The sequence below is a fragment of the Undibacterium sp. Ji22W genome (assembly GCF_049340305.1).
Taxonomy (GTDB): Bacteria; Pseudomonadota; Gammaproteobacteria; order Burkholderiales; family Burkholderiaceae_D; genus Undibacterium.
In genome coordinates, this window is sequence record NZ_JBMPOU010000002.1 from 239,383 (window position 1) to 264,838 (window position 25,456).

The 25,456-nt window shown below is 45.1% G+C and carries 20 protein-coding genes and 1 tRNA gene; 7 read left to right on the forward strand and 14 right to left on the reverse strand.

Annotation, left to right across the window (positions count from 1 at the left end):
* Window positions 1-30 precede the first annotated feature (30 nt).
* Together ACO0KW_RS07880 and ACO0KW_RS07885 are read right to left on the reverse strand one after the other, a co-directional pair.
* Window positions 31-115, reverse strand: a tRNA-Tyr gene (locus ACO0KW_RS07880).
* Between the two features lie 135 nt (window positions 116-250).
* Window positions 251-997, reverse strand: coding sequence for an MgtC/SapB family protein (locus tag ACO0KW_RS07885; RefSeq protein WP_423052375.1), 747 nt, complete (start codon window positions 995-997; stop codon window positions 251-253).
* A 258-nt stretch (window positions 998-1,255) separates the two neighbouring features.
* On the opposite strand from ACO0KW_RS07885, the gene ACO0KW_RS07890 reads away from it, so the two are divergent.
* Window positions 1,256-3,121 (forward strand): DUF885 domain-containing protein, encoded by a 1,866-nt coding sequence (locus tag ACO0KW_RS07890; RefSeq protein ID WP_423052377.1) that lies wholly within the window; start codon window positions 1,256-1,258, stop codon window positions 3,119-3,121.
* A gap of 102 nt (window positions 3,122-3,223) precedes the next feature.
* Here ACO0KW_RS07890 and ACO0KW_RS07895 read toward each other — a convergent pair whose 3' ends face one another.
* Window positions 3,224-6,232, reverse strand: a complete 3,009-nt coding sequence (locus tag ACO0KW_RS07895; RefSeq protein ID WP_423052379.1) for an alpha/beta hydrolase family protein — start codon at window positions 6,230-6,232, stop codon at window positions 3,224-3,226.
* A 181-nt stretch (window positions 6,233-6,413) separates the two neighbouring features.
* The gene (locus ACO0KW_RS07900; RefSeq protein WP_423052381.1) at window positions 6,414-7,274 is read right to left on the reverse strand and encodes a hypothetical protein; all 861 of its coding nucleotides are present in this window, start codon (window positions 7,272-7,274) and stop codon (window positions 6,414-6,416) included.
* A gap of 276 nt (window positions 7,275-7,550) precedes the next feature.
* Here ACO0KW_RS07900 and ACO0KW_RS07905 point away from each other — a divergent pair, with 276 nt between their 5' ends.
* Window positions 7,551-8,003 carry a YciI family protein gene (locus ACO0KW_RS07905; protein ID WP_423052383.1) on the forward strand — a complete coding sequence of 151 codons (453 nt, stop codon included), beginning with the start codon at window positions 7,551-7,553 and terminating at the stop codon, window positions 8,001-8,003.
* A gap of 107 nt (window positions 8,004-8,110) precedes the next feature.
* Here the strand turns inward: ACO0KW_RS07905 and arsC are convergent, their stop codons facing one another.
* The gene (gene arsC / locus ACO0KW_RS07910) at window positions 8,111-8,536 is read right to left on the reverse strand and encodes an arsenate reductase (glutaredoxin) (protein ID WP_423053443.1); all 426 of its coding nucleotides are present in this window, start codon (window positions 8,534-8,536) and stop codon (window positions 8,111-8,113) included.
* Window positions 8,537-8,766: 230 nt separating this feature from the next.
* Window positions 8,767-11,283 carry a TonB-dependent receptor plug domain-containing protein gene (locus ACO0KW_RS07915; protein WP_423052385.1) on the reverse strand — a complete coding sequence of 839 codons (2,517 nt, stop codon included), beginning with the start codon at window positions 11,281-11,283 and terminating at the stop codon, window positions 8,767-8,769.
* A 335-nt stretch (window positions 11,284-11,618) separates the two neighbouring features.
* Between ACO0KW_RS07915 and ACO0KW_RS07920 the strand changes: the two genes are divergently transcribed.
* Window positions 11,619-12,233, forward strand: coding sequence for a DUF938 domain-containing protein (locus ACO0KW_RS07920; RefSeq protein ID WP_423052387.1), 615 nt, complete (start codon window positions 11,619-11,621; stop codon window positions 12,231-12,233).
* 302 nt (window positions 12,234-12,535) lie between these two features.
* On the opposite strand, the gene ACO0KW_RS07925 is transcribed toward ACO0KW_RS07920, so the two are convergent.
* Entirely contained in the window at window positions 12,536-14,047 is a 1,512-nt protein-coding gene (locus ACO0KW_RS07925; protein WP_423052389.1) for a sensor histidine kinase, read from the reverse strand.
* Window positions 14,048-14,049: 2 nt separating this feature from the next.
* Entirely contained in the window at window positions 14,050-14,997 is a 948-nt protein-coding gene (locus tag ACO0KW_RS07930) for a hypothetical protein (protein ID WP_423052391.1), read from the reverse strand.
* 282 nt (window positions 14,998-15,279) lie between these two features.
* On the opposite strand from ACO0KW_RS07930, the gene ACO0KW_RS07935 reads away from it, so the two are divergent.
* Both ACO0KW_RS07935 and ACO0KW_RS07940 read left to right on the forward strand, forming a co-directional pair.
* Window positions 15,280-16,062 carry a substrate-binding periplasmic protein gene (locus ACO0KW_RS07935; RefSeq protein WP_423052393.1) on the forward strand — a complete coding sequence of 261 codons (783 nt, stop codon included), beginning with the start codon at window positions 15,280-15,282 and terminating at the stop codon, window positions 16,060-16,062.
* A 394-nt stretch (window positions 16,063-16,456) separates the two neighbouring features.
* Entirely contained in the window at window positions 16,457-16,738 is a 282-nt protein-coding gene (locus tag ACO0KW_RS07940) for a PsiF family protein (RefSeq protein ID WP_423052395.1), read from the forward strand.
* A 201-nt stretch (window positions 16,739-16,939) separates the two neighbouring features.
* On the opposite strand, the gene ACO0KW_RS07945 is transcribed toward ACO0KW_RS07940, so the two are convergent.
* From ACO0KW_RS07945 to ACO0KW_RS07970, 6 genes are all read right to left on the reverse strand, one after another.
* Complete coding sequence (locus ACO0KW_RS07945; protein ID WP_423052397.1) at window positions 16,940-17,113, reverse strand: hypothetical protein; 174 nt, start codon at window positions 17,111-17,113, stop codon at window positions 16,940-16,942.
* A gap of 320 nt (window positions 17,114-17,433) precedes the next feature.
* Window positions 17,434-18,552, reverse strand: coding sequence for a glutamate 5-kinase (gene proB, locus ACO0KW_RS07950; protein WP_423052399.1), 1,119 nt, complete (start codon window positions 18,550-18,552; stop codon window positions 17,434-17,436).
* A 182-nt stretch (window positions 18,553-18,734) separates the two neighbouring features.
* A complete protein-coding gene (gene cgtA / locus ACO0KW_RS07955; RefSeq protein ID WP_315485208.1) occupies window positions 18,735-19,844 on the reverse strand; it encodes an Obg family GTPase CgtA in 1,110 nt (369 codons plus the stop codon).
* Window positions 19,845-20,225: 381 nt separating this feature from the next.
* Entirely contained in the window at window positions 20,226-20,480 is a 255-nt protein-coding gene (gene rpmA / locus ACO0KW_RS07960; RefSeq protein WP_315472469.1) for a 50S ribosomal protein L27, read from the reverse strand.
* 51 nt (window positions 20,481-20,531) lie between these two features.
* Window positions 20,532-20,843, reverse strand: a complete 312-nt coding sequence (gene rplU / locus ACO0KW_RS07965; RefSeq protein ID WP_186892095.1) for a 50S ribosomal protein L21 — start codon at window positions 20,841-20,843, stop codon at window positions 20,532-20,534.
* Window positions 20,844-21,019: 176 nt separating this feature from the next.
* A complete protein-coding gene (locus tag ACO0KW_RS07970; RefSeq protein ID WP_423052402.1) occupies window positions 21,020-21,988 on the reverse strand; it encodes a glycosyl hydrolase family 18 protein in 969 nt (322 codons plus the stop codon).
* A 369-nt stretch (window positions 21,989-22,357) separates the two neighbouring features.
* Between ACO0KW_RS07970 and ispB the strand changes: the two genes are divergently transcribed.
* Together ispB and pilB are read left to right on the forward strand one after the other, a co-directional pair.
* On the forward strand, window positions 22,358-23,338 hold the full coding sequence (ispB, locus tag ACO0KW_RS07975; RefSeq protein WP_423052404.1) for an octaprenyl diphosphate synthase: 981 nt from the start codon (window positions 22,358-22,360) through the stop codon (window positions 23,336-23,338).
* A gap of 380 nt (window positions 23,339-23,718) precedes the next feature.
* A complete protein-coding gene (gene pilB / locus ACO0KW_RS07980) occupies window positions 23,719-25,446 on the forward strand; it encodes a type IV-A pilus assembly ATPase PilB (RefSeq protein WP_423052406.1) in 1,728 nt (575 codons plus the stop codon).
* Window positions 25,447-25,456: the final 10 nt, after the last annotated feature.

Genomic DNA, 25,456 nt, shown 5'->3' on the forward strand with positions numbered 1-25,456 from the left:
TCGAAAAAACTTCAGCCACAAAATTCTGCCTGGTGGAGGGGGCTGGATTCGAACCAGCGTACTCAGAGAGAACAGATTTACAGTCTGTCGCCTTTAACCACTCGGCCACCCCTCCCAGGGAACCCCGAATTATGGAGATGTTTGATTTAGCTGTCAATAGCTTTTTAATGTCGAAATCTATTTTTTTGTTTTGACCTTTTCAAGCGACGGCTAATGCTATTAGATTTACATCGATAATTCAAATACTTAGTTAATTTCGGGCATGCGCCAACTGATAGGAAATTAATCCTTCAAACTTATTCATTTCTTCAGAAAGTGAACTGATCGAGGTCGCTTGCTTGCGATTTAAGGCAACGGCCACGAAACGCCATTCGGTCTTCCCCTCCTTTGAGGAAATGATAATAGTACCACCGGCAACATCGTAGCCACGCGCAATTGCCAGTTGGCGGATAGCTGACTCACTTGCGACAAAACCTTCCCGAAATTGCATGACGATTGAGATCGCCTGACGCGCTGGCAGCCAAGCTTCCAATTTAAACACCCAGATCATGCATGCCGCTGACAGAAAGGCAAGTAAAATTGCCGCAGCGTAAAACCCCACCCCAACCAAAATTCCTATCGCTGACGATGCCCATAATGATGCAGCAGTCGTTAAACCACTAATACTAAAGCCCTCTTTCATGATGACGCCAGCACCCAAGAAGCCTATGCCAGTCACAACACCTTGTATCGTTCGGGATGGATCTAGTGCCACTGGAGTCAGTGCGCGTCCACCAAACCAGAAGTCAGGATAACCAGCAATCACAACCAACGCCGCTGAAGCCATACAAACTAGGCCATATGTACGCATTCCGGCGGCCCTTCCGTGGTAGGAACGCTCATACCCGACCACAAAGCCCAATAGCATGGCACCGGTTAGGTTCAAGAAAATAATCGTGTTGGCGCCTAATTCAGCACTCGACCAAAAATCGGCGGTATAGGAGGCTAAGGTTGTCATACTGCATATTCTTTCTTCATCTATTATTGAATCTTGAGTGTATCAAGCCACCCACTTGCCGTCTAAAATTTATCTATCTTTATCGTTTATTGATGCATTTGCTATGTAATAAGTACTCCTTAATTCAGCATAGTGCCGTTTTTCAACAACACTGAACTTATTGGCGGCTATGCAATCGGATAGCAAGAGCTTTGAATCGTATATCCGTAGTATATTTATTTCCTCGATTATTCTTTCACCTTGCAATTAGGAGCCAGCATGCCGCACTCGCGCACCAAGCACATTCAATCGATCAAGAAAACCCCGACACATTATTGTGGCCTCACGGCGCTCAGTGCAGCTATCGCTTTAGCTTGCATTAGCACGACCCTGGAAGCGCACGCGGCTGAGCAAACCATCGAGATTAGTGGCGTTGCGATGCCTGGCAAGCAAACTAAAGCAGAGAATGCCTTTAAGACCATTTTTCAAAAAGAAGCCATTTTCAGAAATAAGGAATTCCCCGGTCGACGTGCTGCAGATGACGAGGACGAAATTACCCAAGCTGATTTCAGCGATGCAGCCGAACAACGCCGCCTGAAAGTCTGGCGCAGCCTTGCCGAAGATTTAAAAAAGATTGATGCCGCAGCCTTATCTAGCGAGTCGCGCATCAATTTCAAAATATTTTCAGACCAGATTACGAATCGGATTAATGCCACTAGCCTCGACGCGCATTTGTTGACATTTAATTCTGACAGTCAATTTTGGGCGGGGACAGCAGGCGCTGCGGAATCAACGCGCTGCACTTCACTTAAGAACTGTGAACACTTTTTAAAGCAACTTTCAAGCATCCCACATACTTTTGAACAAAAAATCGCGTTAATGAAGTTGGGAATAGCGCGTGGCATGACCATGCCACAGGTTGTACTAAATGGTCGCGATGCCAGCATTCAAAGGCATGTCGTGGCGGATGTTGGTGATAGTGTTTTCTACAAGACGTTCACTCAATTACCCTCCACAATTAGTCCAAGCCAACAAGCCGATTTACAAAAGCGCGCCAAGACTTTAATCGCTGAGAAAGTGATCCCAGCGTACCAAAATTTACTCGGCTTTATTCGCAATGAATACATGCCGAAAGCACGCAAATCCATCGCGGCTTACGACCTGCCGAACGGCAAGGCCTTCTATCAAGCGCAAATTTTTGAATACACTACTTTAGAAAATACACCTGACGAAATTCACGCAGTTGGTTTAGCGGAAGTATCACGGATTCGCGGTGATATGGTGAAGATTATCAGCGACTTAAAGTTCAATGGCGACTTCAAAGCATTTTTGCATTTCTTACGCACTGATCCACAATTTTATGCCAAGTCACCGCACGAATTATTGGCTGAAGCTTCGTACTGGGCAAAAAAGTCAGATGGAATGCTGATACGCTATTTTGGTCAATTACCACGCAAACCATATGGGATACAAGCCGTCCCAGCAGATATTGCGCCGACATACACTGCTGGACGTTATGCTGGTAGTGGCGATCCAAAACGTCCATCAAACTATTGGGTGAATACTTCACTGTTAGATCAACGTCCAATGTGGGCGCTTCCAGCCCTTACCTTACACGAAGCTGTACCTGGTCATCATCTGCAAATCGCCTTAGCTGGAGAACAAGCGGAGCAGCCAGAGTTCCGCCGCAAAGCTTACATCTCAGCATTTGGTGAGGGTTGGGCACTGTATGCAGAACATCTGGGTGTGGAGATGGGATTTTACGAAACGCCGTATCAACATTTTGGACGCCTAGTGTACGAAATGTGGCGTGCATCTCGTCTAGTAGTCGACACTGGCATGCATGCAAAAGGCTGGACACGCGATCAAGCCCTAGAATTTATGCGTGAAAATACCGCGCTTTCCGAACATGAAATTACGACTGAAATTGATCGCTATATTTCGTGGCCGGGCCAGGCACTTGCCTACAAATTAGGGGAATTGAAAATACGAGAAGTACGCCAAAAAACCGCAACAATTCTTGGCGATCGATTTGACTTAAAAGCATTTCACGATAAGTTGTTGAGCTTGGGTTCTGTACCTTTGTCAATCTTAGAAAGCGAGATGCTGGCATGGGCAAATAAACTAAAGAGCGCGAAAAAGTAAGCCGTTCCACAAACTTTCAGCGCTTACATAAAAAAGCCATGGCAGATTTCGCTGCCATGGCTTTTTTTATAATCCGAATTCAAACAGATAAACCAAATCAGGCTACTGCGTTTTTACTTCCGGCGCTTTCTTGTCATCCGCTTTCGTGTCAGCCTTCACTTCAGGCTTCGGCTCAGCAGCTTTGACCAAGCTAGCTCGATCTTTCAAATGCTCTTCCATTTTCAGCCACGCCACACCTTTATTTAACCACTCTGGCGCTGTTTTATCTTTTAGATGGAAATCAAAAAATTCCTTCATGCGTTGCATATAGTCTTTTTGATTTGGCTTCTTCACCAAGCCATGATTTTCACCAGGGTACTCAAGCATAATGACATTTTTACCGGCCCGACGCAGGGTATTGAAATATTCAACGCCTTGGGTGTAATCAACCGCACCGTCGACATCGTTTTGTAGCATCAACAATGGCGTGTTAACTTTCTTCGCAAAGAAGACAGGACTATTTCGCACATAGGCTTCCCAATGATCGTTGTAAGCACCGAGAAAACGTCCCTGACTACTCTCAAAGATCGCCTGATTTGTGCTACCTGAGTTTTTATAAACCAGGCTGTACATACTGATCATATTGGTTAAAGCAGCCCCTGCAGATGCAGCTTTAAACGCATCGGTTTGCGTCACCAAAAATGCGGTTTGGTAACCTCCCCAACTATGTCCTTGCAAACCAACGCGTTTCGCATCAACGACGCCTGTGGCAATCGCAGCCTCCAAAGCTGGCAACACGCTTTCTTTAGCGCTAACACCTGGATCATTCAAGCGATAGGCGATATCCGGATTAAACACCGCGTAGCCATGACTGGTGTAATAGGCGCGATTAAATCCACCTCCTCCGACTGCTGGCTGCACGTAGGCATTTAAGCCCTGACTGAGTTTTTCATAGATATACACAACTGTCGGATAAGATTTTCCCGCTTGATAATTCGCAGGCAAAAATAAAGCGCCTTGCAGTTTTTTACCATCGGTACCCACATAATTTACTAACATCGCACCACTACCCATGGTGTAATTTTTTTCCTGCGCGCTCAGGTCAGTGAGTTTGCGTGCATCATTGAATTGATCACCGCTCACATACAAATCCGGTGCAGCGATCGCAGTCTCTTTTGAGAGCAAAAACACTTCCGCTTTTTCTGCCTTCAATAAACGGCGATACGACACATCATCGTAAGCGAGACGTTTCGTATTCCCGTTCACATCAAGTCGTAAAAAGCCGGCTTTTTTCGTCCACTCGCCATAAGCACTAAAGTATTGCGGCTTACTGAGATCAATTCCCTTTTCATTTGGATCGAGCGTCAACCGGCGTTGATACCTAATCTGATCGCGCTTACCGTCAGTACTCAGTTGTATCGCCTTACTACCATCGACTGCAAGTTTCCAAATATCCCAGCCATCGCTTAACAAAACAAAACGGCTATCAGTACTCCAGCCAAACGGAACAACAGGCGGCTTCGCGATATTGTGATCATCTTCAACATTGACAAAGCTAGTGTTCAAATTGGCGGTGAGATTATGACGCTTACCAGTTGCCATTTCTATGCTAATAAATTGCCCATCTTCATAGTGCAAATAATGGCGACCATCGTTGGCGAGACCAAAAGTCCAGCTAGCCTGCTTATTCAACAAGCGGCGCTCGCCAGTTTTTAAACTTACCGAATACACATCACTGAAACGACGCCCGTCCATACTCGTCTGACGCTGATATTCACTATCATCTTGTGCCAGAGCCCAGTCTCCAATCAATGGCAGATTCACCATGGTGAGTTTTTCATCTCCCACGCGAATGAACTTCTGTTCTGCAATACGATAAATCGCTGCCGCAGAACGTTTCTTATCGGTCTCTTGCTGAACTTTCTGTTGTGTTGGCAGACGTTTATCCTGGTGATGCCACAAGACGAGATTTACTTTTTCGTCAGCTTCGGGAGCGGCATCTTTCTTATCATCTTTGGGTTTCTTCTTTGTCTCTTTAATGCCGAAAGAAATCCATGCAAAATCTTGACTCCAACGCGGTTGCGCATCACCAGATATCGTCATCTCGACGGGAAAATCTTTTAATTTCAGGGGATCGACGAGCGTCTTCGTAAACTGATGATTGGCTTCTAATCGGAAGCCAAGCGCATTCCATAATTTGTCTTCGTACGATTTATCTTCAATACCTTTAAGCACGGTCAAGCCATTGCCCTTATCGTTCCAGAGCAATTTTTGATAGTTAGCGTCACCATCATCCAGCACCTGACTCACACCACTATCCACTGTATGTACGACGATACTATTTCCAGCTTTGTCGTTTGCGTCAACGATATATGCCAAGTAACGACCTTGGTGATCGAATTCGAATTCGGACACATTACCAATGTTAAGTGAACTACCTGTCTTCAAATTTTTGAGTAGCAGATCTGTGCCTTTAGCGCGCGCCGGAGTAGGCGCTGCACCAGCCGGTACAACAGGCGATGCTGGCGCTGTGGGTGGGGCTGCAACATCTGATGCTTTATGAAGTGCTATCCAGCCGCCACGTTCATTCGCAAAAGCAAACTTAGCGATTTTTTCTAGCGTGGTTGCTTTGCCCGTTTTCAGATCAACCAATGTGACTTTCGCTTGTATTGGTTTCTTCGCTTTTTTTGCGGCATCTTGCTCTTTTTTCGTCATGTGTGCAGTAAATGCCATCCACTGCCCATCCTCTGAAAATTCAATCGTTCCAGTGCCCTGCCCTGCAGGGAAAACATATTCTTCTTTATCAGACAAAGATTTGACAACCATATTCGCATCGCCATCTGCTTCCGCCAGACGCCAAGCTGCCCATGCACCATTCGCAGAAACAACGACAGAGTTTATGGCTTTCCATGCCGCCATATCGGCAATGTCAACTGGCCTCGGTATCGCTGGCATAGTGACCTTAGCATCGACCTTGATTTCGGATTTTTCCTGCTCTTTATTGTCCGCACTTTGTGCCGTTTTTTGCGCCACTGGCTCTGAAGTTTTATTCGTAGTCGCTGTTACTTGCGCGATTGCTTCTACGCTGGCTAACAGAAAACTTAAAGTTACTGCAGGATAAACTGGATGCATTACACACTCCGATCAGATTGGTAAAATTAGTAGCGAATTTATGTTGACCATCAAATCTTGGCTTAGTTCCTGTTCAACTCAAGCTAATTTGTCATTGAAAATTTGCTGCTAGATGAGCATCAGTAATTCGCAGCCATTTGGCATGCATGGCTTCTTGAAGTTTTTATAAAGAATTGTCGCTCTAGGGGACAGTGTCGCGCTGGCGTAATCCTATTTTCACGACTTCAGGAGGATAAAGGCTTTGGTAAGACTTCCATACGACATCGCTCGCCGCATACTTTTCCAATTGCGCTTTTAAATATATTTGATCACTGATATTTAACGCTGAGTTGGATATATAAATACCACTCGCTGTCCAAGGTAGTTCATCCAGTTTGTCATAACGTAACTTACCAATCAACGGTTTTAGCATTGCTTCCGTTTGTACCACACCTGAAAATAAAGTAGGCGCCATGATGGTCACATAACGCGGATTATTCAACATGGTCCGTGCCACCGATACGGGGTCAGGCTCGATTGTCAGTCGACCTTGCCGATTCATTTCCTCCAGGATTGCCTGATAACCGGGACCATAATCGTATGCTCTAACGACAACCAGACGCAGTTCACTACGCGCAAACAGATCCCGCACATTCTGTATCGCAAGATGCTGATCATCGATAGAAATGACGGTTGCACGCAGCTGCACCAATGAGATGAAAGTTCCTAATTTTTCGCGTCGTGTCGTTTTCACGGTAGCAATCAACAGATCAGCGTTACCACTTTCAAACAGGTTCTCTTGACGGCTCTTCGGGACGTAGTAATAAACAAAGCGACAATTAGACTTAGTCTCAATTAATCTCAAAAAGTCAGGCATGATGCCACTATATTTATTGTCTTTAAACACCACGTTTAGTCCTGCCACAGCCACTGGAACCTGAATCGGTCTGGAGCAGCCAGCCTCGGCGTGAATCGCGAGAAAAAAAAGACCCAGCACGCAAACCAAATGCGTCAAAAAAATCCATCGATTTCGCCGGCTGGCTAATAGGTGGCAAGTGCTCAATTTGATTCCAATGTAATTGCTACACCTGAAGTTTGCTATCATCTATTCTGTGCGATCACTAAGGCGCACGAGTTAAGGCGCACGACATAGCAATAGCCTACATATTGTTGCAAGAGAGTTGATTCTATTGTGCGCCGAAAGTAGCAACTTGCCTACGCGAACTGGCGTGAACGTCAATAATTGCTATGCGTGAAGCGAAACCTGTCTGCCGAATACGACAATGTAAAAATTTAAAATTTATAAATAACAATATTTATTACGACTAGTGAGGACATCATGTCTACAACAGCAAGAGTTATTTTTTCCCTATTGGCCGTTTTGCTAAGCTTCAGCGCCTTCGCCCAAAATCCTAAATATGATGCGGAGACTGCACGACGATTAGGTGCTGATCAACGTGGCATGCGCAGTTATGTCTTAGTGGTCCTCAAAACTGGTCCCAATAAAATTGCAGCCGGCAAGGAAAGAGATGACATGTTTGCTGGTCACTTCGCGAACATGACACGCTTGGCGACGGAAGGTAAACTTGCCGCAGCAGGGCCTTTTGACGGCATTGATGGCTGGCGCGGATTATTTATTTTTGCTGTCAAAGATATTGAAGAAGCGAAACAATTGACGGCGACCGACCCTGTTATTATTAAGGGAGAAATGATCGCCGAATATCATAAATGGTATGGCTCTGCCGCGATGATGGATGTGGGTCGTATTCACGAAACGTTGAGTGAAAAGTAAGCTCGGCCAACTTAGTTCAGGAAATGATCACATATCCTCGCAACAGGCACATGTGTATAAGTCATTACGGTGCAATGACTTACGCCTGTGATGCCGAAATCGCGTGTTCAGACAATACGTTGGCCATGCGCATCAATCACCGCTTCACCATCTTCTTTATTGAATGCACCAAGCTGCGGTCCAGGTAAGATATCAAGGACTAATTCAGATGGTCGGCACAGGCGTACTCCCAAAGAAGTAACGACAATTGGACGATTAATCAATACCGGATGTGCGATCATAAAATCAATCAGTGCATCATCACTCCATTTTGCATCCGCCAGTTGTAACTCTTCAAACAGGTTTTCTTTTTGCCGCATAACTTCACGTACGCTAAGGCCCATCGCGTGAATCATTTCTTGCAGAGTTTTTTTACTAGGTGGATGGCTGAGATATTCAATGATTTCTGGCTCATTGCCGCTATTGCGAACGAGAGCCAAAGTATTGCGGGATGTACCGCATTTCGGATTGTGATAAATCGTGATGGTCATGATGAGAACGATTACTGTAATCGGCAGAAAAACCTCAGTATATCGCTTTGTCCGATAAATTCGTATCATCCGCTGCAATCGCGGATCGTCCCCTTCTAGGGATAACTTGAATCGCTTCGACCTTTATTCATGCACCCAAGACATGTTGTGCGAACAAAAATCGAAGCAAATTCAACCCTTTTCCACCCAGCGTGTCATCACACCAACTCGCTGTTATTAGTCTTCATCAATCTTTATAGGCTATAACTTAATCGTGCATAGACAAAGCGTCCTGAACGTCCAAATGGTGAATAATTAGAAAACGACGTTGCTCCCGTCGTATTTAGTACGGGTAGACGGGTGTCAGCATAAACATCAAAAATATTGTCAGCGCCGACAGCCAATTTCAATCGTTTTGTCAGGGAATAACGAAATTCCATATCCACCAAGGTTTTAGGCGAAAGCGTCTGATCGAGAGCCGCAGTAGTACCCGGATCTAACACCTCACCATAACGCGTTGCACGAATTGTGGCGGCGTAGTCAGCCAGCTTCCAATCAATACTGGCATTAATTTTACTGCGCGGCTGACCACGTTCTAATGACAGCACATTAATACGATCAAACAAAACTGGAGCTGGCGTCAAGGCAGCTAACTGCGCAGTCTGCGGTACTTTGGTCACTTCTGTTTTGGTAAAATTACCCGCCAAAGTAAAATCGAAACGCCCAACAGAGTCCGTCAACATAGGCCAATTCGATACAATATCAAGACCTTTAGTCGTGGTATCAACACCGTTGATAAAGAATCGACCACCACCGACACCAATGAAACCTTGTGCCGTTAAATAATTACGGACATTGGCTGCAGTCAGATTTTCCGAAAGTACGATACGGTTACTGAGTTGAATCCGGTAGGCATCCACCGTCACGCCAAGTTTCCCCAACGTAAACACAGCACCTAGCGACTGATTAAAAGATTTTTCCGCATCTAGAGGTTTAGCGCCCAATGCAACTGCGGCTGGATCAGTCGGCTTAAAAGTCGTGATTTCAAACGGTACGCCGTTGATAAAATTGGTCGCGGTCGACGTAAAGAATTGTTGTTGTGGTGAAGGTGCACGGAAACCGTTTTGCAAGGAACCTCGAAGTCCGAATTCTTTACTAAAATCGTAGCGTGTCGCAATTTTTCCGGTAACGTTATTCCCAAAATCTGAATAATGCTCAGCTCGCACCGCCGCCGACGCTTGCCAATCTTTGGCAAGATTGGTTTCGAGATCAATGTAGGCACCGATCGCACTACGGTTATTGTTCGATGCATTCGCTGGTGTGAACCCTGGGAAAACTTGTGCCCCTGGTGCTGTAGGACTACCGTTGGCCAACTTTTCGCCACCAAAACGATACGAATCTGGTTCACCAGCAAACAAAGTATATCCTTCACGACGCGCCTCGAAACCAGTCGCGAAACTCAGGGGAGACGAAAATTCAGGCATGTTAAAACTTCTGACCGCAGACAAATTGAATACCAACTGATCGTAAGAAAACCCACCGGCATCAAACTGTGTTTTACTGCTTGGTCCAATTGAACGGTTCAAAGTATCTTTGATTGTGAACTGCATTTTATTCTTACCATAACCGAGCGAGGCATCCAAATCCCATTCACCTGCTAACCAACTGACACCAGCGGTAGCACTATAGTCGTCCACCTGCGGTGCGATTTTTGGTAAAAATCCATCCGGATAAATTGCTAGGATATTTTGATCTTGCAATGGTCTCCGGAAAAAACCAGCCGAGATCGCATCTCGGCGTTGATAACTAGACCAGCCATAAATTTTGACACCACCCGCCAAAGTCTCACCCGCATTAATAAACGCAGTGGATTGTTTGAGTTGTGGTTCGCCGTACCATGCGTCAAATCGATTGAAGTTTTTTTCACGCGGATCAAAAGCACCATTCACCAAAGGATATTGTTGGCGAAAATCCCACCCTGCACGCTCAGTATGTTTTTGATCTTTCAATTCAGCAGCAACAGTGACGTAACCAGTTTCACCGAAAGACAAGCCCTTCCAAATACTGATCGTCGAGGTATTGCCATCATGCCGACTACGAGAAGTCGCTGGTGCAGTCCAACTGGCACCCGTTGGCGGTGCGCTCGGGATATAGTCATACTCAGTGATACGTTCACCATAGCTCGCAGTCGCCTCGCCGCCATCGCGGTCCTGCCGTAGACGTAAGTTGATAACACCTGACAACGCATCAGAACCGTATTGCGCGGATGCGCCATCACGCAATACCTCAATATTTTTGACGATCGCGCTTGGGATAGTATTGAGATCCACCGCGGCGGCACCACGTCCCACCGTACCATTCACATTCACCAACGCTGACGAATGGCGACGTTTAGAATTAACCAATACCAAGGTCTGATCAGGTCCTAGTCCTCTTAATGTCGCAGGTCGTATCGTATCGGTACCATCTGTTAAACCAGGTCGCGGAAAATTTAGCGAAGGTAATGCAACGGACAATGCTTGATTGATTTCGCTCACGCCGAGATTTTGTAAAGACTCAGCAGAGATAACGTCGACCGGCGCAGAGGTATTCGTCGCAGACCGGTTCTGCATGCGGGTACCGGTCACGATCACCGCTACGGGTTTTTCGTCTTGCACCTGCGAGGTTTGTGCTGATTGTGCGAGCGCGGTCTGTGCCAAACCAAATGGAACACAAAAGAGAGAAGTAATAGCGATTGCTAATACTGATTTTTTGGGGCTGAAATGCTGCATTGAAAACCTCCAAACAAAAAAATCACACAAAGTGGAAAAAAGAAATGGGGTGCGCAGACAAAAGACGTGAATTCATCATGACACCAAGAAAAACCGAAGTCAATTTAAGTCCACATGGATACAACAATAACCCAAGCTGAATCTGATACAGTGCGAAAACAGTGCAATTGACATTCACTAAGAACAACTATGTTCGCAGGTACGCACCAGAAAAAGACAAGCGCGCACCATGCGAGCGCACTTGAACTGAGCTAAAACCGGAAATGTAAATCTATGCAGGTTATTTTCCCTAACAAATTGATCAAATTAAAACCATTCAATTCGATATTCAATCTATGTCCACACAAAAACAATTCTCCCTTGCTTGCGAGCGCAATCAGGAACCCATATTGCAGCAATTAAAAACGCATTTTGCTCATGCCCAGCATGTGTTGGAAATTGGTAGTGGCACTGGTCAGCATGCCATCTATTTCAGCCAACATTTACCGCACCTGATTTGGCAAACGAGTGATCGGTTAGAAAATCATCCCAGCATTCACGCGTGGATTTCAGAAGAGGGAAGTGCTCGTACACTTGCGCCATTAGCGCTGGACGTGGCCGATGGGGCATGGCCTGTGGCGACTTACGATGCTGTTTTTACCGCCAATACCTGCCACATTATGCATTGGGAAGAAGTAGAAAAAATGTTTGGCGGTGTCAGTATGTTGCTTCCGCTGGAAGGAACATTCGTCATCTACGGCCCGTTCAATTATGGTGGACAATTTACCTGTTTAAGCAACCAGGAATTCGACGCCGCATTGAAGCAGCAAGCAAGTCATCGTGGCATCCGAGATATCGGTGATTTACAAAAACTTGCAATGCAACACCAGTTCAATCTGCATGAAGATTCAGAAATGCCAGCGAACAATCGTCTTCTCGTATTCAAGAAAGTAATGCAAATTGCAGACTAAGCTGGTATATCCACCGACACCGATAAAAAATTCGACCAAGCTCAAAGTCACCAGACTGGCAATCAGTTTTGCGCGAATAGCTAAGTTTTGCAACATACCAACCTCCTCGATAAATAACATTTATTGATGACGACAATCTTGGTGAAACGTGCAAGTGGAGCTCGCCTCTATTGAAGAAATGAGTTTTGATAACTGCGCGCTTTTTTCAGCTCTCGACGTGAACTAAAATCATAAAATGTCACAGCAAATTAAACTTCAATTAATGTAAGAGCAAGTTTCGTCTCTCTTCTGTCTCCATCAAATTATTCTGAAAGGGCTAAGGTGAACCAAAAAATACTCCCGCCCCGCAATGACCTTTCGTAGCCAACTTCCCCTCCCAATTTATGCACAATACGTTGCACTATCGAGAGCCCCAACCCATGCCCCTCAGACACAGCGGCGTCCAGACGTATAAATTGTTCGAATAATTTGCCTTGCTGTTCCAGATTCAGTCCGATTCCAGAATCTTGGACCCAACACTTCACGAAACCGTTTGCTAAATTAGTCACGCCAATTTCAATTTCTGGTCTATCGCCACCATATTTAATCGCATTCGATAAATAATTTACCCACACCTCTTCAACCCATTGAGGGTTCGCCATCACATACGGCCAATGACCTGTAAACGCCACGTGTGCATGACGTTCCAATGTCATTGAAAACAAACGTTGATAAGCTTCATGCGCAGTATGTTCAAGATTAATTTTTTCCAACTTTAAATTATCATTTTTTCGAACGCTGGCTAACAACAATAAAGAGTCGATAATAGCGTGCATTTTTTTCGATGACTGTTGGATGCTCGCTAACAGAGCACGATTCTTTTCTGCTGATAACTCTAGATTTTCTGCCGTTAACAAAGTGGACGCACCCATCAAATTACTGATAGGCTGTTTGAGATCATGCGCAACAGTATGGGCATACGCATCCAATTCTCGATTTTGTAAAATGAGTTCTTCTGATTTAGTCTCCAAGAGCACAGTTTTATTTTGTAAATCAAGCGTCCGTTCTGCGACCAATTGCTCCAATTGCTCGCGATACAGTACCAATTCTTTATCTAATAAATCTCGCTTGTGAATATCATTTTTTATACTGGTACGCATTGCATTGATCGCAAATACCACTAAATCCAACTCATCTTGAGTTCCACTTTTTGGGCGATCCAGTGTTAATTCACACTCTAAATTGGAGAGATCCAATTGTTGGAGATAATTCGCCGTTTTTTCGAGATGTCGCCCTATCCAACGACGAATAATGAATAACACGAATAATGCCGACATCAGCAAACTTACTGTTGTTGTAATCGCGATACTAGTCGCGGTATCCCACATACGATTCTCAATATTTTTCGCCATTAATTCAACGTACAAGGTTCCCATCACAAAATCATCTTGTCCTTCGCGATACACAATTTGAAAGCGACGTGCAGCCAAGGTTTTGTTGTGTCCGGGATTTTTCCGCTCCCAACTATCTTGTAACTCACCCTGCAAACGTAAACTTCCCACATCTGGGACTTTCGCTATACCGTCTAACAAAGCCTCTATGCGCGGCATGTCGACTGACCATAAACCTGCTGCTAAACTAGGTAGATAGCTATTCTCAATTTCTACGAAACGCTGTTCCAAATTATCAAAGGCGAGTTGATAAGCACGATAAATTTGTATGCCAGTCACTATGCTTGCGACAACGATCGTGTAGACCAACACCACCAACACAATTTTGCTACCTATATGTTTGCGTTGCTGGTCGGTATCGGGGTAAAAAGTCTCTGCATGCATGCTCAGAATCCTAACGTGGGAGAAAACCACAAGTCGGTGCGCTGCAAAGGTGTGGCGTTGGTCAAAAACGGATTGCTCAGAGTCAGTACCGAACGATGATTCAAATCAGCTTTGGCAATTGCTTCACCAAAATGTAATTGAAACAATCGTCGCATACTTCCATCCTTTATGGCTACGAGCAATCCACGTTCGATTGCGGCTGCCAAAGCTGGTTTCTCTCTCGAGACAAAGAAATATAGTGGTGCTGGATAATGTAGAACCCAACGCGGTGCTACCACCAACGCCTGATTCTGATGCGCACGCACTTCAGGTTCGATCTCAGTCATAGAGCGCGGAAAGTAAGCGATGCGTCGACGCTGTAACATTGCAAACAATCCTTGATAACTAGAACTTGGGCTGACGTTAAATCCATTCGCTTTTAGTATAGGAAAATCGGGCCAATCATGTCCTTGCCCAGATCGTAATTCACGCAATTGTTCAGCACTATCTAATTTTGCGAACCGCTCAGCATCGGCTGCATTAATCAACAAAAGGCGCCAACCCAGCAAACCGCGATCTATCGGAATGCGTATCGGCAGTAGAGTTTGCTCACGCTCTGGCGTCGTAAAAGTCCAAACCACATCCAACTCTCTACCCATTTGCACATGGCGTAACGTGCGCCACTGTGGCATATCATGCTTGCTAGGCTGGATTTCGTAGGATGCACCGGATTTCTCCAATGCTAATTTCAAAAGGGAAATTGGATAATGACCGCGTTCATCTTTTGCCATAGAGGCGGCCCAAGCATAGATTACGGTTTGCGGTGTTTGAGCCGTCGCGACAAACTGCGCATGCGCCGATTGCGCTCCTGCCAATAGAGATACTGCAATAATCACTACAAAGAATAAAATGTTCAAGCGAATGTTTCGCTCTGGCAGTGCACTCAAAAAAATCTTTTTGATATTGATCATGAGGACTTCTTTATGACTGTTCTTTCAGCATCTTAGCTGATTTTATGGCTTAGCCGTCACCCCAATAATCTCGCTGTAAGACGCGCCAAACAAATTGTTGTAAAAACGTAGCCAATTATCATTACGGCAATTATTGTAATTATTGTGGTGTTCATCATTCTGGTTCAGTCTGGTGCTTCACAAATTCAACATCCATATTGCCGCTAGCCAAATCTTATGCGAAGATATAAGTGGATAATTCTGCCAACTCCCCCAATCGATCGACCTTAGCAGGGCACTTCAATGACATTGGCGCGACGTTCGATCACCAGTTTGATATTTTCTTTGTGCATGAGCTGCACGGCATCGTTACATGCACAAACAACACTCAAGTTTTGCTTTGAAGATGTAGCGCAGGAGCCATGGACTGTTCCCGATGGCACTGGCCTCAACATCGAGTTATTAAAACGGGTGGAGGAGTTATTAGGCGAACACTTTGAATTCATTTCTAAACCTTGGAAACGTTGTCAAGAAGAAGTGCGTACTGGCGTGATTGACGGATATTTTGGCGCCGCCGTCTCTGCTGACCGCCAACGTTTTAGTGTTTATCCAAGCTTAGCAGATGGCAGTATCGACACCGGGAGCGCCTTAAATGTCGACGACACCAGAGTTTTTATTAATAAGTCCAGTAAAGTGAGTTGGGACGGCAAATCCTTAACAAAAGTGAATTCACCGATTATCGTTCAACGCGGTTATTTGATTGGCACAATTCTAGAAAAAAAAGGCTACAAGATACGAGAGATTCGTACGCTTGAAGAGGGTTTAAAACTACTCGCCAACGGCGATGCTGAAGTTGCGATTTTGCAAGGCATTGATGCACTCTACTTGACTAAACAGGATCCTCGCTTTAAAGACCAATTACAAAGCCTGCCATTGCCTTACCTTAGTCTGCATTTGTATCTGCCGATCAATCAACAGCGCTATCAACGCGAGCCTAAACGGTTTCAAGCAATTTGGAATGCAATTAAATCCGTTCGGAATTCGCCTTCCTATCAACAATTACTAGAAAATGCTGGGCTACGTTAAGTAATGATCACATATTACGTGTTCAAGACCGCTGCAAGAAATCCAAAAGAAGATCAACTCAGAAGTCGTCGAATAGAGCGCGGCATGTCTGTATCGACCCACAATATTTTGCGCTAACGTCCAGTTCGCGGTGAAATCAACTTTTCTAACAATAAACTACATGGTGACATAAGGAGCTCTTTTTTAAGAGAGCTTTCCTGACGCAATCGTTTGTCATCATCACTTCAGCATTCACACTTTTTGCATGCCTGAAACAGATGTGTTCCAGCTCAAGGCGTTATAAGAAATTAATCACGACAATTGCGTTCAATGCAGAACTCTTCTATAGTGATTCTGCATTTCCTTTAGTCTATTTCTCCCTTTACTTTTTACCATCTCTTCTATGGAGTTTCGCATGAAAAAACTATTACTTGCAATCGCTTTGATTTGCCCAATGATGATGGCACATGCTGCTACCGCGCAGCAGTCTAAAATGACGACATGCAATAAGGAAGCAACCGGCAAAAAAGGCGATGAGCGCAAAGCCTTCATGAAAACATGCTTGTCCGCAAAACCAGCCGTGGAAGAAAAAGAAATGACAGAACAACAATCAAAAATGAAAACTTGTAATGTTGATGCAAAAGGAATGAAAGGCGACGAGCGCAAAAAATTTATGTCGACCTGTCTCAAAAAATAGTTTGAAGGAAGCATTTGGAAAATAAGGTGATCAAAACCTGAATTGATACGGCTTACATAGATCGATTCAGGTTTCGTTTTGATTTAAAGATCAGGGCCATCGACTACATCATAAGTTAGCACCCGAAGCACCCAAAGCACCCGAAGATTTTGGCCAATGTGCCCATACCACGCCAATCAAGCAAGTCAGCAAAATAGATCCTCACTCCATACCACCACTTCCTGGCCCCGCGACACACCAAGCGTTTTGTGCATGCACATCCAGGATGCCAACCACACGACAATTGTGTGTGCAAGACAAGCGACGATCGCGCATCGACTCACTAGTGATGCGAGGCTGACGGGTGCCTGAATCACTATCACCGTCCATGCTCATGCGGTGCTCACGTGGTAACCCAAGGAAAATAAGAATTCGCCTAACGGCGGCAAGTTTTCGGGGTGCCAAAATCCGTGTAGCGGATGCATCAAAATTATCAGCGAACGCTAATTCTAACGATCGCCAACCCACGATTCGCAACTTGTGACGGCGCGTCCAAGCAACGTTTTCTGCCCATTTTTATATCTTTTACCGTATCAAAAAACACATCAATAAAGCATAACAAAAACTTCACTAGGCAAATTTAGTAGCTAGTCGAATCGACACCAATCGACGCCAATTGTCGCCGGTGGTCACTGCAGATAACAATCTACTGAGTCCTATTGCAATACCAAATTATCGCGATGAATTAATTCAGGCTCTTCCACAAATCCCAAAATACTTTCTATCTCTGATGAAGCTTTGCGCATAATTCTGCGAGCGTCACCACTACTGTAATTACTTAATCCTTTTGCGATCGCCTCCCCACTTTCATCCACGCAAGTGACCACTGCGCCACGACCAAACTCACCCCTAACGTCACAGACACCGATCGCCAGTAAAGACTTACCTTCATCCCGTAGTTTAAGTACTGCACCAGCATCCAGCACGACTTGACCCGAAGTCTGTAAATGGTCCATCATCCATTGCTTACGCGCTGCAAGTGGCGCCATATCCGAACTCAATTGTGTACCTATCGCCTCACCATTCGCCAGACGCACCAATACATTTTCTTCACGGCCCCATGCAATCACGGTATGTGCACCAGAACGCGCAGCACGTTTTGCCGCAAGAATTTTAGTCAGCATGCCACCACTACCAAGACTAGAACCAGCACCGCCTGCCATCGCCTCCAATGCCACATCACCAGCCCGTGCTTCATGCACAAATTGCGCATCGGGATTTTTGCGCGGATCGGCAGTGTATAAACCTTGTTGATCAGTCAAAATAATCAAAGCGTCGGCTTCTACCAAATTCGCCACTAATGCCCCGAGCGTATCGTTGTCGCCAAATTTGATTTCATCTGTCACCACCGTATCATTCTCATTAATCACGGGCACGATGCCAAAACCAAGCAAGGTCAACAGAGTGGAGCGGGCATTCAAGTAACGTTCACGATCCGCCAGATCAGCATGCGTCAACAAGATTTGTGCGGTTCCCAAATCATGGGCGCGAAAGCTGGTCTCATAAATCTGTGCCAAACCCATCTGCCCCACCGCCGCACAAGCCTGCAATTCATGTACACCCGTAGGGCGTGCTTCAAACCCTAAACGCTGTCGCCCTTCAGCAATCGCCCCGGAGCTGACCAGCACCACCTCTTTACCCATTGCTCTTAAGGCAGCAATTTGTTGCGCCCAATTAGCGATAGCATCCCGATCAAGGCCACGACCTTCATTGGTGACGAGTGAGGAGCCGACTTTGATAATCAGGCGATTTGCGTTTTGAATGAGGGATTGCATGAGGAATAAGAGATTACGTTTTCATTCGGAATTGAATGACGTAAATTATACATTATTCTGAATTTGTTTTAATTTTCGGAATTTTATTTTGATTTAAAATGGTGAAAATGAGCGGCAAACGTAAAAAGAGCCGAACGAGTCGGCTCTTTTTTTGCATCAAAATCGATTCGATTAAGACGAAATTAATCAATCACTTTAAAACGCGGGTCATCCGGATCAATCGACAAAATCCCCTGCGCTTCTTCTTTCATCTGGGTTTCTTGTGAACGTTGTTCTGCTTGGCGCTTCTCTGCTAAATGCGCATATATATCGTTGACCAAAGCTTGGCAACCTTCGTGATTCAAGGCGGAAATTTCAAATACTGGGCCTTTCCATCCGAAGCGCTTAACGAAATCTTTGACGCGTTTTTTGCGATCTTCTGCACTTAAAACGTCGAGCTTATTCAAGACTAACCAGCGTGGTTTTTCTGCCAGCGATTCGTCGTACTTGGCTAATTCTTTAATCAAAGCTTTCGCGTCTTTAACTGGATCGACATCATCATCGAACGGCGCCAAATCAACGATGTGCAAGAGCAAACCTGTGCGTTGTAAATGCTTGAGAAATTGTACGCCGAGGCCGATACCATCCGCTGCGCCTTCGATCAAGCCAGGAATATCGGCAATCACGAAACTCTTCTCGTGACTAACGCGAACCATACCCAAGTTTGGATGCAAAGTCGTGAAAGGATAATCAGCGATTTTAGGGCGTGCATTGGAAACAGCTGTGATAAAAGTCGATTTACCAGCATTTGGCAAACCCAACAGACCAACGTCTGCCAGCACTTTTAATTCAAGTTTCAGTTCGCGGCGTTCGCCTTCTTTACCATCACTGCGTTGGCGTGGTGCACGGTTAGTCGAAGACTTGAAATGGATGTTGCCCCAACCACCTTCGCCGCCACGCGCCAATAAAACTTCTTGTCCATGTTCCGTGATATCGGCAATGACTTCATCGGTATCTCGATCCATAATCAAAGTACCAACCGGCATACGCAAGCGGATATCGTCCGCGCCTTTGCCGTAGCAATCTGCGCCACGACCGTTTTCACCGTCTTTGGCTTTGTGTAATTTGGAATAGCGGAAATCGACCAGGGTATTGATGTTACGGTCGCCGACGGCGAAGATACTTCCGCCTTTGCCGCCGTCACCACCATCAGGACCGCCGAACGGACGGAATTTCTCACGACAGAAGGACGCGACACCGTTGCCGCCGTCACCTGCAATGACTTCGATTCTTGCTTCGTCAATAAATTTCATGTTTGCCGCCTAAACGAAAGGGCTTTTCAGCCTTGATTCCCAGTCTTTCTTTTTGGTGGCATCTAATGTGATCTAGACGCGCTTAAAAACTGAACACTGGGCGATTACGAATTGAGAGTCTGAACGGGCTATTGTGCTGTTTTATTTCACTCACAGCAATAGGCAATGTTCTAAGACAAAGTATGCTAATTGACTAAGGCAATTAGCTTTGATGATCGGAACGACCATCGTTTTTCGCAAGAAAATTCACTAACACCAACTTCTAGCATGTAGATGTAAGGTTTAATGATCAATTCTCTGAAAATTATAAATCCTCTGAAAACCAAAAAGGCTCTACCTATGGCAGAGCCTTTTTGTTCAGCAAATTGTACGCTTAATGAATTAAGCAACAACCATTACTGTTTGGCGACGTAACGCGCCTTTGATTGCAAATTGTACTTTGCCTGTTACCAGAGCGTACAAAGTGTGATCTTTACCCATACCAACACCTTCACCGGCGTGTACTTTTGTACCGCGTTGACGAATGATGATACCGCCAGCATTGATAGCTTGGCCGCCGTAAACTTTAACGCCTAAGCGTTTTGACTCTGAGTCACGGCCGTTGCGCGTGGTGCCGCCGCCTTTTTTATGTGCCATTTAATAGCTCCTTGAATATTCTGGTGAAATTGCTAACGTAGTTCGACGGAATTAACCGTTGATCGAAACGATTTGCAGTTCAGTATAGTTTTGGCGATGACCTTGGCGCTTTTGGTAATGCTTACGACGACGCATTTTGAAAATACGAACTTTGTCGTGACGACCTTGGTCGATTACCTTAACTAGCACCGTTGCACCTGCGACCAGCGGAGTACCAAATTTAATGGTTTCTCCAGCACCCATAGCGAGTACTTGATCGATAGTGAATTCGGAGCCAATGTCTGCAGGTATCTGTTCTACTTTAAGTTTTTCACCAGCGACAACTTTATATTGTTTGCCACCGGTTTTTATGACCGCGTACATGTGAAACCTCATCAAATAAATAATAGGGATTCCCGAGTGCCTTTACTGACAGATACTGAAATCATCAACAAAAAATCAAGGGAACTGCGGATTATACATAGCTTAGGATGGCCGGTCAAAGACTTTTGCGTAAATTTTCAGCAGAACAATATGAAGGCATAACGAATAATCAATAATTATGGGGAAGTTGTTTTTACGTAATCCTTAGTCTGGCGCAATTGCCGTATTTCGGCCCAAGTTTGCGGGCTACGCCAATCTGCTGCACCCAATTGCAAATCCCACAATGCAATTCCTAGTCCTAAGTTCCTTGCCTCCTGCAGATGTGCGGAAATAGTTGACCCTAAACCGGACTCGCCCCAATTCGCTAACCAGGTTGGCATGCCAAGCACAATTTGATCAGTACGATAGCCTGCTTTCTTTGCATAGGCCAGTTGCCAACTATATTTAAAGATTGGTGCGCCGCCCTCACACACAGCTTTGCCTTCCGGCGTGAAGCTTCTGGTATTTCCTTCGTATAAGTCTTGATAACCCATACTATGAATTGCATTGATATGCCCCTGCCAATCACTCCACCAGCGCATATTCGGCGCGTTGATGCATGGGCTGTGAAAGCTATCAACCGTCAATAATTTCTTTTGTTTTTTAAGCTGTTTGCTTAAAGCTTTCACAAATTTTGCATAGTCAGCGCGATCTGAGTCCAGTTCCCCTTCACCTTCCAAATCGAGATCAATGCCATCCAAGTCAAACTCCCGCATAATCCCAATTAAAGAGGCAGAAAATTCATGAGGATGATCTCTAAAAGCGCGCCTCGCCAAATCCCAATCCCATTTTTTCATTACTTGTGAATTGTTATAGACAGTCAGGAGCACTTGTATCCTGCGTTTTTTTGCCCAAGCAATTATGCGCCGTACTTTTGAAGCTTCCAGCAAAACTCCGTCGTGATTCACCGGAGCCAACACGACACTTTTACCATCGGCTGAGGGATTCCAGAATTGCAGACCAATCCGCGTTAATCCAGCGGAGACATGCGGGTTTTCCTCCAACGCTTGCATCGATTTCTCATAGCCATAGGCAGGAATCCAGCCGATCACTTGTGTTTGTGCGCTTTGAGCTGATGCCTGCCAACTCAAAAATAAAATTTGCAAAAGCAATACTAACGAGAGCAGCTTTAGATACTTGGCCATAATAAATAGTGAGAAAAGAAAATCAGATGCCATTCTTGAAGAGATTCAAATAATTTTCAATTGGCATTTGACTGGTATTGAAAAATAATGACTCTTTCTCACAAAACTGATTGGATTTTGTCCTTCAAATTCGGATATTGGTCTGCAGCGCGCTGACAACGAGATTGTTGATTTCTAATCTGAACTAATTATTCAAGGCAGGAAAAACAGACTATTCATCAAAAATCAAATGTAAAACCAGGCTTTTTACACTGCCTCGCTCTGGCATCGTGCACTAACATCGTATAATCACGCCACCTTTTAATTTTGCTTTTCTTGCGGGATACACTCTTGTCTGCCACGCCTAACCAAAACACTATCAACCAATTGATCGCACCCGAAATGGACGCGGTTAATTTGGTCATTCGTCAACAATTGCATTCTGATGTCGCACTGGTAAGCCAGATTTCCGAATACATTATCAATGCTGGCGGCAAACGTATTCGCCCGGTACTGGTACTGCTTATGGCAAATGCCTATGGATACCAAGGCAAACACCATTACGATCTGGCGGCGATTGTCGAATTTATTCACACCGCAACCCTATTGCATGACGATGTGGTTGATGAATCCTCGATGCGGCGCGGACGCCAGACTGCCAATGCCTTGTTTGGCAACGCGGCCTCGGTCTTAGTAGGTGACTTCTTGTACTCACGTGCGTTTCAGATGATGGTGACCATCAATAGTATGCAAATCATGCAGATTCTCGCTGATGCCACGAATGTGATTGCAGAAGGTGAAGTCTTGCAACTTCTGAATATGCATGACCCTGACGTAACAGAAGAGCGTTATCTTGAGGTAATCCGCTGCAAAACTGCTAAATTGTTCGAAGCGGCAGCGGAGATAGGTGCCGTAGTTAGCGGCGCATCGCCGACACAAATCGCAGCAGCCGGTGAATATGGCCGGTCTTTAGGGACAGCCTTTCAATTGATCGACGATGTTCTCGACTACTCAGGCAAAGCAGAAGAGATCGGTAAAAATGTGGGGGATGATCTTCGTGAAGGCAAACCTACTTTACCTCTGATTTATCTGATGAAAAATGGTAGCGCCGAAGAGCAAGCTTTGGTGAAAGCTTGCATTGAACAAGGTGATGAATCTAAGTTTGATGCTATTTTGAGCGCGATTACCCAGTCCGGCGCATTAGACTACACCAAAGCGGAGGCAGACAAAGCGGCCGAACGAGCGGCACAGGCAATCGGGGATTTGACGCCCTCACCTTACAAACAGGCCTTGATGGATTTGGCATTTTTAGCGGTAAATCGCAATCATTAGCAAACATCAAAAATTTATCACCTCAATCTAACAAGTTGCGCCTTCCGACGACCATTGACAGCCAGTGATTCACAAGTCAATTTACGGCTGCATCATGGTCGTGTCAATCGCAGAAATGCTTAGTCGGTGTCCATGCGTGTATTTGCGACAAACTTGAGTACAATCTTCGCAATTCGCCGGGTCAAATCTTCTAAAGATAGAATTAAAAATGTAAATTTTTAGCTATTTTTACAAACTAAAGCCTGCCGAATACCCCCAGAAGAAAACATATGCAAAAACGTACTCTGTATCTTTACAGTAAGATGCCTGTTTACAAAAGTCTTACTTAGTTGCATTATCACAAAGCAACCATCTTTAGCCTTTATTAACTATCGAAACCTATGTCTGCTGTCCCACCAAATTCCGCTTCCGCTCCACCCGCTTCGGGCCTAGCTCGTGCACTAGCACAGGCAAATTTGGTATCGCCTGCTCAACTTGATGTAATTCAGAAGAAGGTGGCGCTTGAGAAAAGTCATTTTCTCGACGCTCTTTTACAAAATGGCGCCATCAATGCTCGCGACTTAGCTACATTCTGTTCAGAAACTTTTGGCTATCCACAACTCGATTTGGGCGTATTTGACGAAGCAATGCTTCCGGAAAAAATCATCGATGCAAAGATGATGATGACGCAACGAGTCATCGCGCTCTCTAAGAAAGGTAACAAAGTTTCAATTGGGATTTCAGATCCCACCAATACAATTGCAATTGATCAAATTAAATTTCAGACCGGGTTAAGCGTCGATATCGTGATTGTGCAACACGATTTATTGCAAAAACTCGTGGAGAAATTTAGTAAGTCTTCAGAACAATCGATTGCGGATCTTGCCGGCGATGACTTTGAACTTGAATTCAAAGAAGAAGACCTTAATTCTGGTATCGCTGATACACAGGCTGCCGAAATTGATGACGCTCCTGTCGTTAAGTTCTTGCAAAAGATGTTAGTTGACGCAATTAACATGGGCGCATCCGATCTTCATTTTGAGCCTTTTGAGAAATTTTATCGGATTCGTTTTCGTGTCGATGGTGAGTTACGGGAAATCGCCCAACCACCATTAGCAATCAAAGACAAATTGGTGTCACGAATCAAAGTTATCTCAAAGCTCGATATCTCGGAAAAGCGTGTTCCGCAAGACGGTCGCATGAAATTGGTGATGTCGCCCACCAAAGCAATTGATTTCCGCGTAAGCACCTTGCCGACCTTGTTCGGTGAAAAAATCGTTATGCGTATTTTGGATGGTTCTCAAGCGCAGATGGGTATTGACGCCCTAGGTTACGATCCTGACCAGAAAGAAATACTAATGGACGCGATTCAACGTCCATACGGAATGGTACTGGTGACAGGACCGACAGGCTCGGGTAAGACGGTTTCTTTGTACACCTGTTTGAATGTCATCAATAAACCTGGCATCAATATTTCCACTGCTGAAGATCCTGCCGAGATTAACTTGCCAGGTGTCAATCAGGTCAATATTAATGACAAAGCGGGCTTAACTTTCCCGGTTGCACTTAAGTCTTTCTTGCGCCAAGATCCAGACATCATTATGGTCGGCGAGATTCGTGATCTCGAAACTGCGGATATTGCCATCAAAGCTGCACAGACTGGCCACATGGTTTTTTCCACTCTGCATACGAACGATGCGCCCTCAACTTTAACCCGCCTGATGAACATGGGTGTCGCACCGTTCAATATTGCGTCGTCTGTCATTTTGATCACAGCACAACGCTTAACGCGACGCCTCTGTACGTGTAAAAAGCCCGTTGAGATTTTGGATGAAGTGTTATTACAAGCCGGATTTTTGGAAGAAGAATTAGACGGCACTTGGAAACCCTATGGTCCAATAGGTTGCGAACGCTGCAATGGTTCAGGCTATAAGGGTCGTGTTGGTATTTATCAAATTATGCCGATCACAGAAGCTATCGAAAAAATTATTCTGGCAAATGGCACTGGGCTCGAAATTCGCAAACAATCGGAAGCTGAAGGCGTCAAGGGATTGCGCCGCTCTGGATTGCAAAAAGTGCGCCAGGGCTTGACCAGTTTAGAAGAAGTACTTGGCTGTACCAACGAATAAAAATACAAGG

Bases quoted from the DNA above. Each gene is read 5' to 3' on its own strand.
- ACO0KW_RS07885 (WP_423052375.1), bottom strand. From the start codon at position 997: ATGACAACCTTAGCCTCCTATACCGCCGATTTTTGGTCGAGTGCTGAA.
- ACO0KW_RS07890 (WP_423052377.1), top strand. From the start codon at position 1,256: ATGCCGCACTCGCGCACCAAGCACATTCAATCGATCAAGAAAACCCCG.
- ACO0KW_RS07895 (WP_423052379.1), bottom strand. From the start codon at position 6,232: ATGCATCCAGTTTATCCTGCAGTAACTTTAAGTTTTCTGTTAGCCAGC.
- ACO0KW_RS07905 (WP_423052383.1), top strand. From the start codon at position 7,551: ATGTCTACAACAGCAAGAGTTATTTTTTCCCTATTGGCCGTTTTGCTA.
- ACO0KW_RS07915 (WP_423052385.1), bottom strand. From the start codon at position 11,283: ATGCAGCATTTCAGCCCCAAAAAATCAGTATTAGCAATCGCTATTACT.
- ACO0KW_RS07920 (WP_423052387.1), top strand. From the start codon at position 11,619: ATGTCCACACAAAAACAATTCTCCCTTGCTTGCGAGCGCAATCAGGAA.
- ACO0KW_RS07925 (WP_423052389.1), bottom strand. From the start codon at position 14,047: ATGCATGCAGAGACTTTTTACCCCGATACCGACCAGCAACGCAAACAT.
- ACO0KW_RS07930 (WP_423052391.1), bottom strand. From the start codon at position 14,997: ATGATCAATATCAAAAAGATTTTTTTGAGTGCACTGCCAGAGCGAAAC.
- ACO0KW_RS07935 (WP_423052393.1), top strand. From the start codon at position 15,280: ATGACATTGGCGCGACGTTCGATCACCAGTTTGATATTTTCTTTGTGC.
- ACO0KW_RS07940 (WP_423052395.1), top strand. From the start codon at position 16,457: ATGAAAAAACTATTACTTGCAATCGCTTTGATTTGCCCAATGATGATG.
- ACO0KW_RS07945 (WP_423052397.1), bottom strand. From the start codon at position 17,113: ATGAGCATGGACGGTGATAGTGATTCAGGCACCCGTCAGCCTCGCATC.
- proB (WP_423052399.1), bottom strand. From the start codon at position 18,552: ATGCAATCCCTCATTCAAAACGCAAATCGCCTGATTATCAAAGTCGGC.
- cgtA (WP_315485208.1), bottom strand. From the start codon at position 19,844: ATGAAATTTATTGACGAAGCAAGAATCGAAGTCATTGCAGGTGACGGC.
- rpmA (WP_315472469.1), bottom strand. From the start codon at position 20,480: ATGGCACATAAAAAAGGCGGCGGCACCACGCGCAACGGCCGTGACTCA.
- rplU (WP_186892095.1), bottom strand. From the start codon at position 20,843: ATGTACGCGGTCATAAAAACCGGTGGCAAACAATATAAAGTTGTCGCT.
- pilB (WP_423052406.1), top strand. From the start codon at position 23,719: ATGTCTGCTGTCCCACCAAATTCCGCTTCCGCTCCACCCGCTTCGGGC.